Origin of the sequence: Desulfomicrobium baculatum DSM 4028, from assembly GCF_000023225.1 — a bacterium.
GTDB classification, from domain to species: domain Bacteria; phylum Desulfobacterota; class Desulfovibrionia; order Desulfovibrionales; family Desulfomicrobiaceae; genus Desulfomicrobium; species Desulfomicrobium baculatum.
In genome coordinates, this window is record NC_013173.1 from 1,266,161 (window position 1) to 1,282,675 (window position 16,515).

The 16,515-nt window shown below is 52.4% G+C and carries 13 protein-coding genes; 12 read left to right on the forward strand and 1 reads right to left on the reverse strand.

The window, feature by feature from the left end; all coding sequences use genetic code 11:
* Positions 1-477 precede the first annotated feature (477 nt).
* The gene (locus DBAC_RS18275; RefSeq protein WP_015773356.1) at positions 478-2,172 is read left to right on the forward strand and encodes a phosphoethanolamine transferase; all 1,695 of its coding nucleotides are present in this window, start codon (positions 478-480) and stop codon (positions 2,170-2,172) included.
* Between the two features lie 302 nt (positions 2,173-2,474).
* Here DBAC_RS18275 and DBAC_RS05870 read toward each other — a convergent pair.
* Positions 2,475-3,586 (reverse strand): IS3-like element ISDba1 family transposase gene (locus DBAC_RS05870; protein WP_143890804.1). Its coding sequence is split into 2 segments (ribosomal slippage): positions 2,475-3,337 and positions 3,337-3,586, totalling 1,113 coding nucleotides; the frame shifts between segments, so codons are not numbered across the junction.
* Positions 3,587-4,017: 431 nt separating this feature from the next.
* Between DBAC_RS05870 and pgl the strand changes: the two genes are divergently transcribed.
* From pgl to DBAC_RS05930, 11 genes are all read left to right on the forward strand, one after another.
* A complete protein-coding gene (pgl, locus tag DBAC_RS05880) occupies positions 4,018-4,716 on the forward strand; it encodes a 6-phosphogluconolactonase (RefSeq protein WP_015773358.1) in 699 nt (232 codons plus the stop codon).
* An 82-nt stretch (positions 4,717-4,798) separates the two neighbouring features.
* A complete protein-coding gene (locus DBAC_RS05885; RefSeq protein ID WP_015773359.1) occupies positions 4,799-5,422 on the forward strand; it encodes a cell wall hydrolase in 624 nt (207 codons plus the stop codon).
* Positions 5,423-5,720: 298 nt separating this feature from the next.
* Positions 5,721-7,169 carry a B12-binding domain-containing radical SAM protein gene (locus DBAC_RS05890; RefSeq protein WP_228644934.1) on the forward strand — a complete coding sequence of 483 codons (1,449 nt, stop codon included), beginning with the start codon at positions 5,721-5,723 and terminating at the stop codon, positions 7,167-7,169.
* A gap of 338 nt (positions 7,170-7,507) precedes the next feature.
* Positions 7,508-8,428, forward strand: a complete 921-nt coding sequence (locus DBAC_RS05895; protein ID WP_015773361.1) for a DUF362 domain-containing protein — start codon at positions 7,508-7,510, stop codon at positions 8,426-8,428.
* Positions 8,429-8,438: 10 nt separating this feature from the next.
* On the forward strand, positions 8,439-9,998 hold the full coding sequence (locus DBAC_RS05900) for a 4Fe-4S binding protein (protein WP_015773362.1): 1,560 nt from the start codon (positions 8,439-8,441) through the stop codon (positions 9,996-9,998).
* Positions 9,999-10,501: 503 nt separating this feature from the next.
* On the forward strand, positions 10,502-11,326 hold the full coding sequence (locus tag DBAC_RS05905; RefSeq protein ID WP_015773363.1) for an alpha/beta fold hydrolase: 825 nt from the start codon (positions 10,502-10,504) through the stop codon (positions 11,324-11,326).
* Positions 11,327-11,462: 136 nt separating this feature from the next.
* On the forward strand, positions 11,463-12,086 hold the full coding sequence (locus tag DBAC_RS05910) for a superoxide dismutase (RefSeq protein WP_015773364.1): 624 nt from the start codon (positions 11,463-11,465) through the stop codon (positions 12,084-12,086).
* 186 nt (positions 12,087-12,272) lie between these two features.
* Positions 12,273-12,827 carry a hemerythrin domain-containing protein gene (locus DBAC_RS05915; RefSeq protein WP_015773365.1) on the forward strand — a complete coding sequence of 185 codons (555 nt, stop codon included), beginning with the start codon at positions 12,273-12,275 and terminating at the stop codon, positions 12,825-12,827.
* A 148-nt stretch (positions 12,828-12,975) separates the two neighbouring features.
* Complete coding sequence (locus tag DBAC_RS05920; protein ID WP_015773366.1) at positions 12,976-13,740, forward strand: ABC transporter ATP-binding protein; 765 nt, start codon at positions 12,976-12,978, stop codon at positions 13,738-13,740.
* A complete protein-coding gene (locus tag DBAC_RS05925; RefSeq protein WP_015773367.1) occupies positions 13,721-14,641 on the forward strand; it encodes a SufB/SufD family protein in 921 nt (306 codons plus the stop codon). Before DBAC_RS05920 ends, DBAC_RS05925 begins: the two co-directional genes overlap by 20 nt.
* 460 nt (positions 14,642-15,101) lie before the next feature.
* Positions 15,102-16,514 (forward strand): MBL fold metallo-hydrolase, encoded by a 1,413-nt coding sequence (locus tag DBAC_RS05930; RefSeq protein WP_015773368.1) that lies wholly within the window; start codon positions 15,102-15,104, stop codon positions 16,512-16,514.
* Position 16,515: the final 1 nt, after the last annotated feature.

Consider the following 16,515-nt stretch of genomic DNA (forward strand, 5'->3'; position numbering starts at 1 on the left):
TCCGCAGCAGATCGCGTCATGCGTTTCAACTCCGGAGGATGTTGACGCAGATCCGAACACTTCTAGCTCGGTTGTCTCGAAGCGGGACAGACAGAGCGGGAATCAAGTTTTCCTTCACCATTTGTTCTTTGGAATATGCGTCAACTTTCCTTGCGAAGCCTCCAACTCGCCATGCTTCAGCATCGCAAATATCTGACTTGTGCGCTCAAATTCATCCATTATCAATTTGTTGGTTAAATTACCTGTCAAATATTCTTATTGATACATATTTTTGTGTATGTATTTGTACGTTTTATTTATAATAATTGTGTATGCACAAATAATAAAACATTATTATTTGTGCATATTTTAATTTATGTGTGCACGTATATGTATTTTCTAATTGAATTTATATTATTTAGTTTGAATAATATAAATTATTATTTGAAATATTGAGTAGTTAAATAAAATCATAGAACTATCGTAGGATAAGGATTGATGTATATAAAAAAATATGACTCAATGCGTTGGATTTTAAATCAAAAAAATCAAAATTTTCCAGAAAGTAGGGTTGCGTGTGAATTTTCTTCTTTATTTGAGGTTTCTCAAAATATTGTTTTTTTGTATTCATTTTCTATTTTTATATCATCTATATGCTTTATATATACAAAAAAAATTGATTTTTTGATATCTCTTGTACATATTGTTCCATCTTTTTGTATTATTATCATTGTTGGAGTTCTTGCTGGGCGATATCGCATATATTTGTATTGTTTTATTTATATACTTTGCATTTTTACCGGATTTATATATATCGCCCATGTCGTATTGTATGGATCTGAGTTTAATACTGAAAGTGCTGTGGCATTTCTATCAACAAATAGTGATGAATCTATAGAATTTATTGACTCGTTCTTAAGTTTCGAATTGTTGTCGATATATGTTTTATATATTATTATATCATATATATTTTTACGGAAAACTATTAAAATATCAAATAATTATAGATCAAATTATAAGACAAAAATATATTTAATATTGATTTTATCAATGATTTATTTGCCTTTTGCTTCATTAAGATACTTCAGAACACCTTTTGATCCGTATTTTCCAACAACGATTATAAAAAAAATCATTGCCGCTAAAAAAGAAATTCAATTGGCAAACGTGCTTCAGGCAGGATATATTAACCCAGTCGAAGCCACGTACCCGGACGCGCAAACAATAGTTCTCGTCATTGGAGAATCTGCGGGGAGAAGGAACATGCATCTGTATGGATATCCCCGAAACACAACCCCGGATATGGAGCGAATCGACGGACTGAACATCTTTACCGACGTCATTTCCTCCGCACCCACAACGCAGAAATCCATCAGCAGGATGCTGACTCTGGCTGATCTGAATGGCAATCCATACACGACAACTGTGTTTGACATGTTTAAGGCGGCAGGATTCAAGACATTTTGGATCAGTGCTCAATTTTCTTCGCACACACCAGGCTCCGGAATTATTCCCATTCTGGCGCAACGTGCCGATTCGCAGTGGTCCAGCAAGCACAGTCTGCCGTCAAATCAGCAGTATGATGAATATATATTGCCGCAATTGATTAAAACAATTGATGATCCTGCGCAGCGTAAATTGGTGGTTATCAACATTCTTGGAAGCCATTCAGCGTATACGAATCGCATTCCGGAGCACAGAAATGATTTCAGATTCACAGGTGAGCCACCAAGCACGACATTGTTCACGAATTTTCATGGCCAAGAAAAAGTCGCCGGCATCATAAACGATTATGACGCGTCGATTCGATATGCGGATTTTGTTGTGAGTGATATTTTTGCGTCTCTGGATAAGCGCAACTCCGGAGCATGGGCAGCCATATACCTGTCAGACCACGGGGAAGAAGTTTTTGACACCGAAAACCGGTTTGGTCACGCGGGTTCGTCAACAAGCAAAAACGTGTATGAAATTCCTTTTGTCCTGAAGATATCACCTGAATATGCGGAGTGGATGCGTGACTCCGGCATTCTGGCCCTGGACACCACTCGACCTTACCAGACGGATAATCTCATTCATACTCTTCTCAATCTCGCAGCGATCAGAACAGATATGTACGATCCGACAAAGAGCGTCGTGAATCCGGAATTTCGGGTGCTGCCGCGCTGGATCAAAGAATTGCCCTATACGAGATGATCACAGCACTCCTCAAATTTATTTCGCATAAATTCAGTTAAATAACTCAATATAATCATTGTCCTTTCTGCGGAAGGCAGCGTTCTCGCACTTCAAAGTCCGGACCTGGGAAGCATTTCCTGGATTTGGCCATGACCGCTATGTCCATTTCCAGGGTTCGGTGTCCTGCGTTTATGGCGCGGTCATGCTTTTCAGGTGCAGGTTTCTGCCCGCGGTTCGCGCCAGCGCAACGGGAGTGCCCTATGGTGAGTCAATGGCTGCCGTTTCAACTGGTGCTGACCTGCCGGGAAACTTCGGACCACTCAATTCTTGAGAGTTTCCCCACGGTTCAGGTTTTTCCCATACTGCCGACAGAAATGTTCTGGCGTCATGTTGTTCAGGCTTGAATGCGGACGAATGGAGTTGTAGTGCCGCCTCCATTCCTCGATCACAACCCGCGCCTCGGACCGACACCGGAACCATTCCATCGACAGACACTCATCGCGAAATTTGCCGTTAAAACTCTCGTTCAAACCGTTCTGCCATGGCTTCCCAGGCTCAATCAGCGCCAGATCCAGAGACTCCTGAGCCGCCCATCTGAGCAGCGCCTTCGACACGAACTCCGGTCCGTTGTCAGAACGCAGGCTCAGAGGGGCTCCACGTTCGCTGATCAGGCGGGACAGCACCTCGATCACCCGGCCCGATCTGATGCTGCCGGCAACGTCTATAGCCAGGCATTCCCGCGTGTATTCGTCTACCACAGTCAGGCATTTGATCTGCTGACCATTGGCGCAGGCGTCATAGACAAAGTCGTACGCCCACAGTTCGTTTGCTCCCATCGGCAGTTGCGGTCTCGGGCGGGACGCCGCCACTCGTTTCCGAGGCCGCTTCCTGGGCACCTGCAACCCGGCCTTGGACCACAGGCGGAACGCCTTGTCGGCGCCCATGACATGCCCCAGACGCTCCATGAACACGTTGATCCGGCGATATCCAAAGCGCGGATACGTCGCAGCCAGATCTGTCATAGCCGCCATCAGTGGCTTGTCCCGGGCCTCCAGCCGTGACTCGTAGTGGAGCGACGACCGGGAAGTGGATAACAGCGCACACGCCCTGCGTTGTGAAAGTCCGCGACTCCTGGCGTATGCCACCTGGAGGCGTCGGGCGGGTGCGCCTACCACTTTTTTGCGGCGATCTCCTTCATGACCTCGATTTCGAGGTCCCGTTCCGCAAGGATCTTCTTCAGTCGCGTGTTCTCTTGTTCCAGCAACCGCAGCCGCTTCACGTCATCGGCGGACATGCCGGCAAACCGCTGTCGCCACGTATAGATCGTCTGCTCGCTGATTCCATGCTTCTTGGCCACCTGGGCCACCGGACTGTGGTCAGCTTCGCGCAGGATGCCCACCATCTGCTCTTCGGAAAATCGTCCCTTTTTCATCAGTTCCCTCGTGGTTGAGGGGGAACCTATCTCAAGTTTCGACTGGTCTGAAAAGTGCCGGGCAGGTCAGTGCGCTTTGTAAAATCCATAAGCAACAGGGCGTTGGCATATAGTGAACACCGGTCTTTAAGGTCATGTTCTTTTTTGGGTATTTGTAAATTTGATTTGAAAAAAATCAGCAAATGGCGGAGGTATAAGCATCTATAAAGCCAGCACCCATGCCTGACGGTGATTCAGTATGCTGAAATAGCAGGGTACGTGTTTCAAGGTTTGCCTTTAACGGATGCCATTGCAAAAAATCGCGAAAATACCTCTGCGTCATTCCCGCGAAGGTGTGAATTCCGTCCTTTCAGGTAGTTAGAAGGATATGGATCTTCTTCAAGGGGATGACGACTTTTTGCAGCGGCACCTTTACGACAAGGATACTCGTCATGCTCGCGATCGTTCAAGAACCAAATGCGGACCTGCTCCTGCAACGCGCCGCCCATCATATCGGCGAAAAGGTCCGGGACGTTCTGGCCAGGCGCGGCCGCGCGAATATTGCGGTGCCGGGTGGGAGAAGCGTCGCCACGATTTTTCAGATGTTGCGCCAGGAAAAGATCGATTGGAACCGGGTGCATTTTTTCGTCATCGACGAGAGGCTTGTTCCCCTTGGTCATCCCGATAGCAACTACCAGTTGCTCAAGGACCATTTTATCGTCCCACTGGCGAAAGAGGGGGCGATATCGCCGGAAAATGCCCATCCCTTCATTGTGGATCCGGCCGTCCCGGACCGGGGGGCGCGGGCGTACGAGGCCGTGCTCGCGGACCATGGTTTCCGGTTTGATATAATCCTGCTGAGTTCCGGGGAGGACGGTCATGTGGGAGCCCTGTTCCCCGGTCACCACTCCGTCCGGGACGCTCATCATGGCTTCATCGTCATGGATGACTCGCCCAAGCCTCCTGCGGAGCGGATGTCTTCTTCCCTGTCCCTGATGCTGACCGCCGAGATCGGGGTTCTTCTTTTTGTCGGCGAGGCAAAGCGCGAAGCCTTCGCGAAGTTCAACGACCCCGCAATCCCGGCGAGCGACTGTCCGGCGAAACTGGTCATCGGGATGAAGAACGCCACGGTGTTCACGGATCTTAATTGATAACGGGCATGTCTGTTCAAACAAACTGAGCGGTATGCTCCAAAACGTTGAGGCACTTTTCATTCTTCCAGGAGGTTTGGCGATGATACGCAACACATGGCTCGCGATCTGCCTTGCAACAATCCTGCTCATGGGTCCTTGCCCGTTATGGGGCCAATCGCAGCAGGCGGAATCCGCGGAAGTCAAAGCGAAGGTGCTGGAGCAAAGCGCAGCGTCCGAGGGCAATGCTACGCGTCCCTCTCCGTCCGATGCCATTACTAAACCTGAAGCGCAGGCGGTGGACCCGTCCGGGGAAAATCCTCTGGACGACGCGCTGACCTGCCTTGCGCGCACCATCTATTGGGAGGCCCGGGGCGAAGAGGCTGCGGGTATCGAAGCCATAGCCAATGTCGTCATGAACCGCCTTGGCCATGAAGGCTTTCCGGAAACTATCTGCGAAGTTGTCAAGCAAGGCCTGGAACAAGGCGCCTGTCAGTTCTCATGGTGGTGCGATGGCCTCCCCGATGACGCGCAGGAGGAAGAAGCCTACTCTGCGGCCAAGGAAATAGCCCGGAAAGCCCTTAACAAACAAGTGCAGGACAGAACCGGCGGAGCCTTATATTTTCACCGGAAAGACCTTACGCCGCAATGGGCTGCAGAATACGTGAAGACGGTCGTTATCGGGGAACATGTATTCTACAAGCCTGAGGGCGGTGCGGCAAAGTAGTCGTCCTGGATGCCTTTTTTTGGGACTGCGCCCCCCAGAGCATCCGGATCGTCATATTTAACAATTATACACTATCTGACAGCCTCCACTGACGGAATCTTTCGCATTCACTTTGGAATAATTTGTATTTTGCCCGTATAATCAGCGTGTTATTTTTTGCCAGCGAACATCTTAAAGCTGCTGGCACGCTCATTGCGGTGCTCCGCATGCCTTCACACCGCATTTTTGGAGCACTATCATGAAGATTCTCCTTCTCTACCCGCACTATCCGGACACGTTCTGGAGTTTTCGGCACGCCATGAAATTCATCGGAAGAAAGGCGAGTTTTCCGCCTCTGGGCCTGTTGACCGTGGCCGCCATGCTTCCTGCCGAATGGGATAAAAAGCTCGTCGACATGAACGTCAGGTCCCTGTCCGATGATGATCTGGAATGGGCGGATTACGCCTTTATCAGCGCCATGACCATTCAGCGTGAATCGGTGCAGGAGATACTCTCCCGATGCCGTCGGATCGGAATTAAAACGGTCGCCGGAGGTCCATTGTTCACCAGCGCCCCAGACGATTTTCCGGATGTCGACCACTTGGTCTTGGGCGAGGCGGAAGTTACTCTCGCTGCGTTTCTGCAAGATCTGCAAACAGACTCGGCCCGACACCTCTACGTGAACGAGCAACACGCAAACCTGAGCACGACCCCGTTGCCGCTATGGGAGTTGATCGACGTCAAAAATTATGCGTCCATGAATATCCAGTATTCACGAGGCTGTCCCTTCGACTGCGAATTCTGTGACATCACCGCCTTGTTCGGGCGCATATCCCGCAGCAAAGACACGTCGCAGCTCCTGGCCGAGCTTGAACGGCTCCGTGTTCAGGGCTGGCGCGGGGCGGTCTTTGTGGTCGATGACAATTTCATCGGGGATCGCGCCAAATTGAAGCAAATACTCCTGCCGGCGCTGATCGAGTGGATGGAGGAGCATGCATATCCGTTCTATTTCTACACCGAGGCATCCATCAATCTTGCCGACGACGGCCACCTGATGGAACTCATGGTCAAGGCCGGCTTCAAAGAGGTCTTCATCGGCATTGAAACGCCCAATGAGGAAAGTCTGGTCGAGAGCGGCAAGGTTCAAAACAGGCACCGCGACCTGCTTGACTCGGTCCATCGGATTCAACTGGCCGGACTGCAGGTGCAGGGAGGCTTCATCGTTGGGTTCGACAGCGACCCGCCCTCAATTTTTGAAATGCAAATCAGCTTCATCGAGGAAAGCGGCATCGTAACAGCGATGGTCGGACTCCTGACCGCCTTGCGCGGCACGAGGCTCTATCAGCGTCTGAACCAGGAAGGGCGATTGGTTGGAGAGGCGAGCGGGAACAACACGGCCATCGCCCTCAATTTCACGCCCCATATGGATGCGGCAACGCTCATCAGCGGCTATCAGTCGATTCTCAATACCATATATTCACCAAAGAATTTCTATCAGCGCGCGCTTAAATTTTTTAAAATATATGATCCACTGTATTTTGGAAAATTTCACTACCAATATGGTTATCTCGGAGCATTTTTCAAATCAATTTTATATCTCGGAATACTTGGAAAAGAGCGTTATTATTACTGGAAACTTATATTGTGGACAATTTTAAAGAAACCACGACTGTTTCCACTGGCAATCACATATGCTATTTACGGATTTCACTTCAGAAAAATAGCGGAAGAAATCAATGGTCCGTCTGGAATTGCAGTAGACGATTGAAATCATTTCCGGGCAATTTTTGATCAAGACCCGCTTTGGCAAAGAAACGGTTGTCTTTGCGGCCCCCGATCTGCACCATCCTGTTTCAAAATCCAGCACCCGGCCCAAAAACGCCGGTTTCTGTCCAAGCCCTGCCGTAAATCGCCAGTTGGGCCACCAACGTGCCCGGCTCATGGGCCATGCCGGCCCTGACGGATGCAGGACATCGTGCCGGCACGGGCCGTGAAGATGTGACACCAATACGCGGCGAAAGAGTTTGGCAAGGCGCGTGTTTTTGTCGTATGCGCTGGTTGCAGGCGGCTTCACGCGTCGAAGCGGCCAGGAGCAGGGAGGGGATAATGGATCGTCGTCGTTTTCTCAAAAATGTGATCGGGGGCGGGATTGTCGCCGGATCCACCATGGCTTTCGGCAACTTCGCGCAGTTGCTGGCCGCTACTGGTTCGCCGGTGCAGGCTTACGACCTTGTGGCCGTGCGTGGCGGGGAGCCGGGGGCGATGTTCGACCAGGCCATTGCCTCCCTTGGAGGCATGCAGGCCTTCGTGCCCAGGGGGAGCAGGGTCGTGGTCAAGCCGAACATCGGCTGGGACGTGACCCCGGAACGCGGCGGTAACACCAATCCGGCGCTCGTTAAGCGCATTGTCGAGCATTGTCTGCAGGCCGGGGCCCGGGACGTGTCCGTTTTTGACCACACCTGCGACCCCTGGGCGCAGAGCTACAGATCGAGCGGCATCGAGAGGGCGGTCAAGGACGCTGGTGGGAAGATCGTACCCGGGGACAACGAGGGCTACTACCAGCAGGTTGCCGTGCCGGACGGAAAGCGGCTCTCCGAAGTCAAGGTGCACGGCGTGCTGCTTGAGGCGGACGTGCTCATCAACGTCCCGGTCCTCAAGCATCACAGCTCGACCATGCTTACGGTCGGTATGAAGAACCTCATGGGCGTGGTCTGGGATCGCGGGTATTGGCACCGTAACGATCTGCATCAGTGCATTGCGGATTTCATTTCGTACCGCAGGCCAACCCTGACCGTGGTGGACGCGTACAACGTCATGAAACAGAACGGACCGCGCGGGGTTTCCACTGCCGATATCGTGCAGATGCAGGCCCTCATCGTCTCAACCGATCCGGTCGCCGCCGACGCCGCTGCGGCAAAGCTCTTTGGCGTTGAACCCGAAGACATCCCCCATATCCGACTCGCCGCGGATATGAACCTGGGCAGCATGGACCTAAGCGGCCTGTCCATCAACCGCATCAGGCTTTGAGGCGTTTTTCGTGGTGAAGCTTGGGCACTTGAAGACGGCACGCGTCGTCCTGTCCCTTGTCTTTTTCGGGCTGACGGCGCTGCTTTTTCTTGGTCTGGCAAGCGTAATCCCCCCGGCGTTCACCGACGGGATATTGTACCTGCAGTTCGTCCCCTCCATGCTCGCCTTCATGCACGGGGCGGCCCTCGGCGCGGCAGGCTGGCTCTTTGTCGCGGCGCTGACCGTGTTCATCGGCCGCGTCTACTGCTCCACAGTCTGCCCCCTCGGGACGCTTCAGGACGCCATCGGTTTCACGGCCGGGAAAAGGCGAAGATTCCATTTCAGAACGGCCGGTAGGCTTCGCTACGCCATCGTGGCTGTCACGGCGCTGCTGCTGATCGGCGGCAGCGGCCTGCTGCTGAATCTGCTCGATCCGTTCAGCGCCTTTGGGCGGATTCTGGCCGATCTTGTCCGCCCGGCCTTGGTGCTGGTCAACAATACCGTAGCAATGGCGCTTGAGCAGTTTGGTCATTACGCAGTTTTCCGCAAGCAGTGGGCAGTTCTGACGCCTCTTGCCGTCGGGGTCGCCGCGACGACGCTGGCCATGGTCGGGTGGCTTGCCGCCAGGCGCGGCCGTCTTTACTGCAACACCGTCTGTCCTGTGGGCACGCTCCTGGGCTTGGTGTCGGGGATTTCATGGCTGCGCCTGGGGATCGACCATGACAGGTGCACGAAGTGCGGGCGCTGCGAACGCGTATGCAAGGCGGGATGCATCGACTTGGAGCGCATGAGGGTCGATACCGGGCGCTGCGTCGCCTGCTACAATTGTCTGGCAGCCTGTCCGGCAGGCGCGATGCATTTTGAAAACAGGTGGAGGCGCGCTTACGCCGTGCAGGCGGATCAGGGACGCAGGAATTTTTTCCTGCATTCGGGGGCTTCTCTGCTGGGCCTCGCCGGGCTGGTGGAGACGAACGCGACGGTCCTGCAGAGCAGGCCGACAACCATACCCGAGGCCGTGACCGGCCCCGTCTCCCCGCCGGGATCCGTCAGCATCGAGCGCTTCACATCCCTGTGCACCGCCTGCCATCTGTGCGTGAGTGTCTGCCCGTCGCGGGTCCTTTCCCCGTCGATCCTCGAATTCGGGCCATCGGGCATCATGCAGCCACGTCTCAACTACCGCGCATCCTACTGCAACTACGAGTGCACGCTCTGCACGCAGGTCTGTCCAACCGGCGCCATCCTGCCCCTGGCCCCGGAGGAGAAGAAGCGCACGCAACTGGGCGTGGCCAGGTTCATCAAGGAAAATTGCGTGGTCGTCACGGACAACACGAACTGCGGCGCGTGCTCCGAGCATTGCCCGACCAAGGCGGTACGCATGGTGCCGTACCCCAACGCGCTCAACCGGCCACTGGTCATTCCGGAAGTGCATGCGGACTACTGCGTTGGCTGCGGGGCCTGCGAGCACGCCTGTCCCACCAAACCCTTCAAGGCGATCTGCGTCGACGGCAACCCAGTGCACGCGACGTCGAAAAAGCCGGAGCCCAAAGCATTGGAACGCAGCGTCGACGACACAGAGGATTTTCCATTCTAGCACAGAAGAACTGATCCGTCTTTCCCGCTGCAAGGACATCCTTTGAGTCCCGGAGGGGATATTGCATTCAGGACGCAAACTTTCGCCTGTGCCGTGAAGGGTTTGCGTCCTGTTTTTTCATTGTTTCTCCCAGTGTTCAGGGCGCTGCGTTCTGGACGCCACAGGTAGGGCTCCAGGCTGATGCGGCCCCCACGTCTTTATTTCTCGCTGTCAGCGCTCATCTCCTGCAAAAATCCGCGATATTCCACGTAACGGCCAGATATTGAGGGCTCCGTTGGTGGTTCTTCCTCATCGTCCTCACCTTTTCCCAGGCATTTTCATCATGGAGTCGGCCTGTTGCACTCAGAATAGCTCACCGTTCCCATTCGGCACGCGCCTTGCGGTATGAACTTTTGGCATTGAGGGAAATGGATGTGCCGGTGCCGCTCGCAAACTCGGGTAATCCGTTTTGAGCGCAATGGGTTGCCCGTGGATTGAAGAACCAGGGAACAATGGAGATAGCCATGAGTATGATGACCACCAAAGACGGAACAGAAATCTACTACAAAGACTGGGGCGGCGGACAACCAGTGGTGTTTAGCCACGGTTGGCCTCTCAATTCAGACAGTTGGGAGGCGCAGATGTTGTTTCTGAGCTCTCACGGTTTCAGGTGCATTGCCCATGACCGTCGCGGTCATGGGCGATCGAGCCAGCCATGGGGTGGAAACGACATGAACACCTATGCCGACGACCTCGCGGAACTCATGGAGTCGCTTGATCTGAAGTCAGCCGCTCTTGTCGGGTTTTCAGCCGGCGGGGGTGAGATTGCCCGCTACATTGGCCGTCATGGCACGCAGCGTGTGTCCAAGGCCGCTTTGATTGCCGCCGTCCCGCCACTCATGCTGAAAACTTCGGCCAATCCAGGGGGACTGTCGATGGAGACGTTCGACGAGATTCGCAAAGGATCCATCGTCGACCGCTCACAGTTTTACAAGGATCTTGCCGGCGGTCCGTTTTTCGGAGCCAACAGGTCTGGCGCCAGCGTCTCCCAAGGCATGATCGACTCGTTCTGGCTGCAGGGGATGCTGGCTGGGCACAAGAACACTTTCGACTGCATCAAGGCGTTCTCCGAAACCGACTTCACGGAAGATCTCAAGAAATTTGATGTGCCGACGCTCATCGTTCACGGCGACGATGACCAGATTGTGCCCATCGACGCAGCGGCCAAGCACGCATCGACACTGGTCAAGAATTCTGTGCTGAAAATTTACGAGGGCGCGCCCCATGGTCTCGCCTACACGCACAAAGACAGGCTCAACGCTGACCTGCTGGCATTTTTGTCGACGTGATACCGGCCATCCAGCCATCAAATGGATTGAAATCCGTTGGGACGTATGCATGAGGCGAGGCGGATTGATGAACTGATACGGGGCGTTCGGCATGCATGAAACCGACGGCCATCGAAACATCAAGGGAGAAACAATCATGAGCAACGGCATTCTGAAATCTGAATCTTTGCAGGTATTACCTTTTCTGCCCTATGCGGAAAACGCGTTGGAACCCGTGATTTCCGCGAAGACGATCGGTTTTCATTACGACAAGCATCACAAGGGCTATGTCGACAACCTGAAAAAGCTGGTGGCGGGGACGCGGTTCGCGGACATGACCTTGGAGAAGATCATGAGCGAGACAGCCGGCAAAAGCGACAACATCGCCATCTTCAATAACGCGGCGCAAACATGGAACCACAACTTCTACTGGCAAAGCCTGAGACCAAGTGGTGGCGCTGAACTGGCCGCCGTGTTGCAGAAGAAGATCGAGGTGTCCTTCGGTTCCCTCGATGCCTGCAAGAAAGAACTGGCGGCCGCGGCCATGGCACAGTTCGGCAGCGGGTGGGCATGGCTTGTGATGGACAGCGACATGCTCAAGGTCGTCAAGACCGCAAACGCGGAGGTGCCCATGACCATGAGCATGAAGCCGCTGTTGACCATCGATGTGTGGGAGCACGCCTATTATCTGGATTACCAGAACCGTCGCGCGGATTATGTCAAGGCCGTGCTGGACACGTTGATCAATTGGGAGTTTGCGGCGGAGAATCTCGGCTGCTGAGCGTCGAAACGGTCGCGAATTGATCCAGGCAATGGTGGACAGGCACTTGCTGTCAGGAACTCCCGAGCGTCAAGCTGCCTGTCTTTCAAGTTTGCGACGCGGGCTGAGTCCGTAAGTTATTCTAAATCAACATAAAGCAACGTTGACGAGCGATGTGTCGACGCAAATTTTAAAGCGGAGATGTCAATGAAAGCAGTAGATGAACTCAGAAATGAACACCAAGGGATAGAGCTCATGCTAAGGATTCTACAGTCCATAGCGGGCAGATTTGGAAACAATGAACAGATCGTTAGTGGACAGCTTGATGGTGTCATGGAATTCTTGTCGGTTTTTGTAGACGAGTGCCACCACGGCAAGGAAGAGGAATTCCTTTTCCCGGCTCTGGAAGCCGTAGGAGTGCCGTGTGAAGGTGGTCCGATAGGGGATTTGTTGGATGATCACGAACAGGGTCGCAGACTTGTTGCAAGACTTAAGAAATCTGTAGGGCGCTTCACATCAGGGGATACGGAATCTGCAGCAGATGTTAAATTAATAATTGATGAGTATGTAAAACTGATGATTCAGCATATTGATAAAGAAAACACAAAGATTTTTTCGATTGCAGAATCAAAATTTGATATTGCTAAAGATGATGAGCTTATGGAAAATTTCGATAAACTAGAAAAAGAACGCATAGGTTTAGGCAAGCATGATGAATTTCATGCACTTCTGAATAGACTGGCAAGTGAGTATTTGAAGTAGATTTTAATATGTCTTAATAAGTAAAGATAAATAGGTATATTGTTTGCAAATGCAAGCAGTGTTATATCATATGGATAATTTTAAGCACTTAAAGATAGGGTAAAGTATTGAGCTCAGAAACAAAAAAATTAAGTGAAAGTGTGCAGCCATGTTGGAATTAAAAAACATTACGTACAGAGTTCCGGAATCAGATGTCGGCGCTCAAGGTGAGGCCGATCGGACCATTATTCACGATTTGAGTTTTACGTTTGAAGCTGGCCGATTTTACGCCGTTACCGGACCCAACGGGTCGGGCAAGACCACCTTGGCCAAGCTGATTATGGGGATCAATGAACTCACGTCCGGAAACATAATTTTCAACGGGTCGGACATCAGCAAGCTTCCCATTCATGAACGATCCAACGCCGGCATTGTTTATGGATTTCAGCATCCGGCCCGATTCAAGGGAACGACTTTTCGGGACCTGTTATCGATTGCCGCCGGGTCTGATGACGAAGAAAAACTCGTTGAGATCATTTCACGTGTGGGCGTCTGCTCTCTGGAATTTCTGGACAAGCGTGTGGACAGCAAACTGTCCGGCGGGGAAATCAAAAAAATCGAACTGGCCACGGTTATCGCGAAAAATCCAAAAGTGGCCATCTACGATGAACCGGACACCGGCATTGATCTCTGGACCATCGGCCCAATGGTGGAGTTGCTCAAACGTGAACAGAAAGAAAACAAAACCACCACCATTGTAGTGAGTCACAATAAAGCATTTCTTGAAGCCGCCGACACGCTTTTGTTGATCAGGGACGGCAGAATCGCTTATTCCGGTGATCTGGCCGGCGCCGTGCCGATACTCGAAGCTTCGAGTGCCTGTACGTTCAATGAATTATGTCAAGGAGTGGATAATGCTCAATGCTATCGATAAACAGGTATTAAAGGAAGTTGCGGACCTCGAAGGAATTCCAAAAGGCGCTTATAATATCCGGAAAAACGGTAAGCTTCTGGGTCGCGAGGTCTCCGCCAATATCAACATCGAAACCAACGAAAAAGGCAATGGCATCATCATCGATATCAAGCCGGGCACGGTGAATGAGTCAGTTCATATTCCGGTTATATTATCGCAGGCAGGTCTTCATGATACGGTCTACAATACCTTTATTGTCGGGGAAGGATCGGATGTGACCATTATTGCCGGATGCGGCATTCACTGCGGGGGCAAGGAATCCGAAGGCCACTCCGGCATTCATGAATTTCAGATCAAGGCCGACGCAAAAGTCAAATATGTGGAAAAGCATATCGCCATTGGCGACGGCACGGGCCGTCGTATTTTAAATCCCACCACAAAAGTTTTTATGGCGGAAAACGCCCAGATGGAAATGGAACTGACCCAACTCGGCGGGGTGGATGAAGCCAAGCGTTTCAATGAAGCTCACATCGGCGCGGGCAGCGTGCTGCTCATCACGGAACGGGTGATGACCGACGGCGACCAGGTGGCCGAATCCAGAAATGAAATTGAACTGGTCGGAACCGACAGCAAGACGAACATCGTTTCCCGTTCCGTTATAAAAGGCAATTCCACCCAGGATTTTTACGTCAACCTGACGGCGCTTGCCAAATCCTATGGCCATATCGAATGCGACGCCATCATCATGGACAATGGCAGTAACCAGACGATTCCGGCTCTGCGCGCGCTGCATCCGGATGCCGAGATGACGCACGAAGCATCTATCGGCAAAATTGCCAATGATCAGCTGATGAAGCTTATGACCCTCGGGCTTGACTATGATGCGGCGGTTAATCGGATCATACAGGGATTCTTAAGATAGTATCCTCTCTAATAAAAGGCGTGGCCCCTTCGCATCCGGTAACAAACCAGGATTGGAAGGAGCGGCCGCCTGCCTAAAAAGCTCTGGGAGCATCGCTTTTAAGTTCGCAGTGATGACCGGGGGAATGAAATGTTGTTCACTTTCTTCGTAGCTGTATCACGACGGGCATGATGCGCTCTTTTTCTCGCGAATGAGGCGCGCTCCTGGACCAGATTGAAGAATCCCGCTGTATCATCCGAAACCCTCACAAAGACTGCCGCAACGTGTTCTGTTATATATGGCTGCTACGTTAAATATGTCGGATGCCGCTGACGGATTTCTCCTTTCTCCTGACCGCTCTCTTTTTATTATTCCTTATAATCAACACCTTGTATCGCAGCATCCGCAGGTCTGCGATGGCACGCTAGTTGCGACATTCCCTGTTCGTTGAACCATGCGCTAACACAGGACAGGAATCCTTATGTCACTTATTTTTGAACGCATTCACACCGATGGAATTGCCGAGCTTTCCTATCTGATCGGCGATGATTCCGAGGGCGTGGCGGCAGTGTTCGATCCTCGCCCGGATGTTGATTGTTACCTGCGGCTCGCCCGCGAGAAGCAGGTATCAATTACGCATATTTTTGAAACGCACATCCATGTCGATTTCGTCAGTGGTTCGCGTGAACTTTGTGCGCGTGCCAAGTCCGCGAAAATATACCTCAGTCACGAGGGGGGGGCGCGCTACGGCTTCGAACATGAGGGGATCGCAGATGGAGATGTCTTTGAACTTGGTTCCGCCCTCATTACGGCTCGGCACACGCCCGGTCACTCGCCAGAGCACATGGCGTATCTTCTGTCAGAAAAGGATCGTCCGGGCGCCCCTTGGGGGGTGCTCACCGGGGACTCACTCTTTGTCAATTCTGCCGGGCGCTCCGACCTCCTTGGCAGTAGCCGGGCTAAAGAGCTGGCCGAACAGCTGTTCCATACGCTGCACGATTTTTACCTGACGCTTGACGATGGCGTCCTTATCTACCCGGCGCATGGTCAAGGGTCGCCATGCGGGGAGGACATCGGCGACCGGCTCAGCAGCACCATTGGTTATGAACGGCGCTTCAATGCGTTCCTTCAATTCAACAATGCCACAAGTTTCACCAAGCACACGCTCACCGACGCGGCGCCCATCCCGACCTATTATCCGCTTATGGGGACTCTGAACACCAGGGGGCCCACAGTGCTCGGCAACCTCCCGCCAGTGCCCGGACTTCCACCCAAATTCTTTCAGGAAGCCATTGAGAACAGCGACAACGTTCTCATCGATACCCGTATGATGCTGGCATTTGGCGGCGGGCATATCAAGGGCGCGCTTAGCATCGGCGGCTTGCCCGTACTTTCCATCTGGGCCGGTTGGTTGCAGGACTCCGATCAACCCATCCTGCTCGTCCTCGATTCCGATGACATGCTCGAAACAATCGTCCGCTATTTTGTCCGTACGGGATATACGAAGTTCGCCGGCTACCTCGTCGGAGGCATGGCTGCATGGAACAACGCCGGACTGCCGCTGGAATCGGTCGGACAAATGACCGTCCACAAAATCAAACGCTCGGGGGAAAAACTGCAGGTTCTCGATGTACGCGCGCCGGACGAATGGAAAGACGGTCATATCCCGAATGCCCAGCATATTTTCCTGGGCGAATTGCGCGAACAGCTCGGCAAGTTGGACAAGGACAAACCGACCGCCGTCTATTGCGACAGCGGTTATCGTGCGACCATCGCGACGAGCATTTTGCAGCAGCAAGGGTTCAGCCGCGTCTGCAACATTCCCGGAAGCTGGCAAGCATGGAAGAATGCGGGATACCCGGTCGAAAAAGAAATAGAGAAGGAGAGAAAATAAA

Bases quoted from the DNA above. Each gene is read 5' to 3' on its own strand.
- DBAC_RS05930 (WP_015773368.1), top strand. From the start codon at position 15,102: ATGTCACTTATTTTTGAACGCATTCACACCGATGGAATTGCCGAGCTT.
- DBAC_RS05890 (WP_228644934.1), top strand. From the start codon at position 5,721: ATGAAATTCATCGGAAGAAAGGCGAGTTTTCCGCCTCTGGGCCTGTTG.
- DBAC_RS05895 (WP_015773361.1), top strand. From the start codon at position 7,508: ATGGATCGTCGTCGTTTTCTCAAAAATGTGATCGGGGGCGGGATTGTC.
- DBAC_RS05905 (WP_015773363.1), top strand. From the start codon at position 10,502: ATGAGTATGATGACCACCAAAGACGGAACAGAAATCTACTACAAAGAC.
- DBAC_RS05915 (WP_015773365.1), top strand. From the start codon at position 12,273: ATGAAAGCAGTAGATGAACTCAGAAATGAACACCAAGGGATAGAGCTC.
- DBAC_RS05920 (WP_015773366.1), top strand. From the start codon at position 12,976: ATGTTGGAATTAAAAAACATTACGTACAGAGTTCCGGAATCAGATGTC.
- DBAC_RS05910 (WP_015773364.1), top strand. From the start codon at position 11,463: ATGAGCAACGGCATTCTGAAATCTGAATCTTTGCAGGTATTACCTTTT.
- pgl (WP_015773358.1), top strand. From the start codon at position 4,018: ATGCTCGCGATCGTTCAAGAACCAAATGCGGACCTGCTCCTGCAACGC.
- DBAC_RS18275 (WP_015773356.1), top strand. From the start codon at position 478: ATGTATATAAAAAAATATGACTCAATGCGTTGGATTTTAAATCAAAAA.
- DBAC_RS05925 (WP_015773367.1), top strand. From the start codon at position 13,721: ATGCTCAATGCTATCGATAAACAGGTATTAAAGGAAGTTGCGGACCTC.
- DBAC_RS05885 (WP_015773359.1), top strand. From the start codon at position 4,799: ATGATACGCAACACATGGCTCGCGATCTGCCTTGCAACAATCCTGCTC.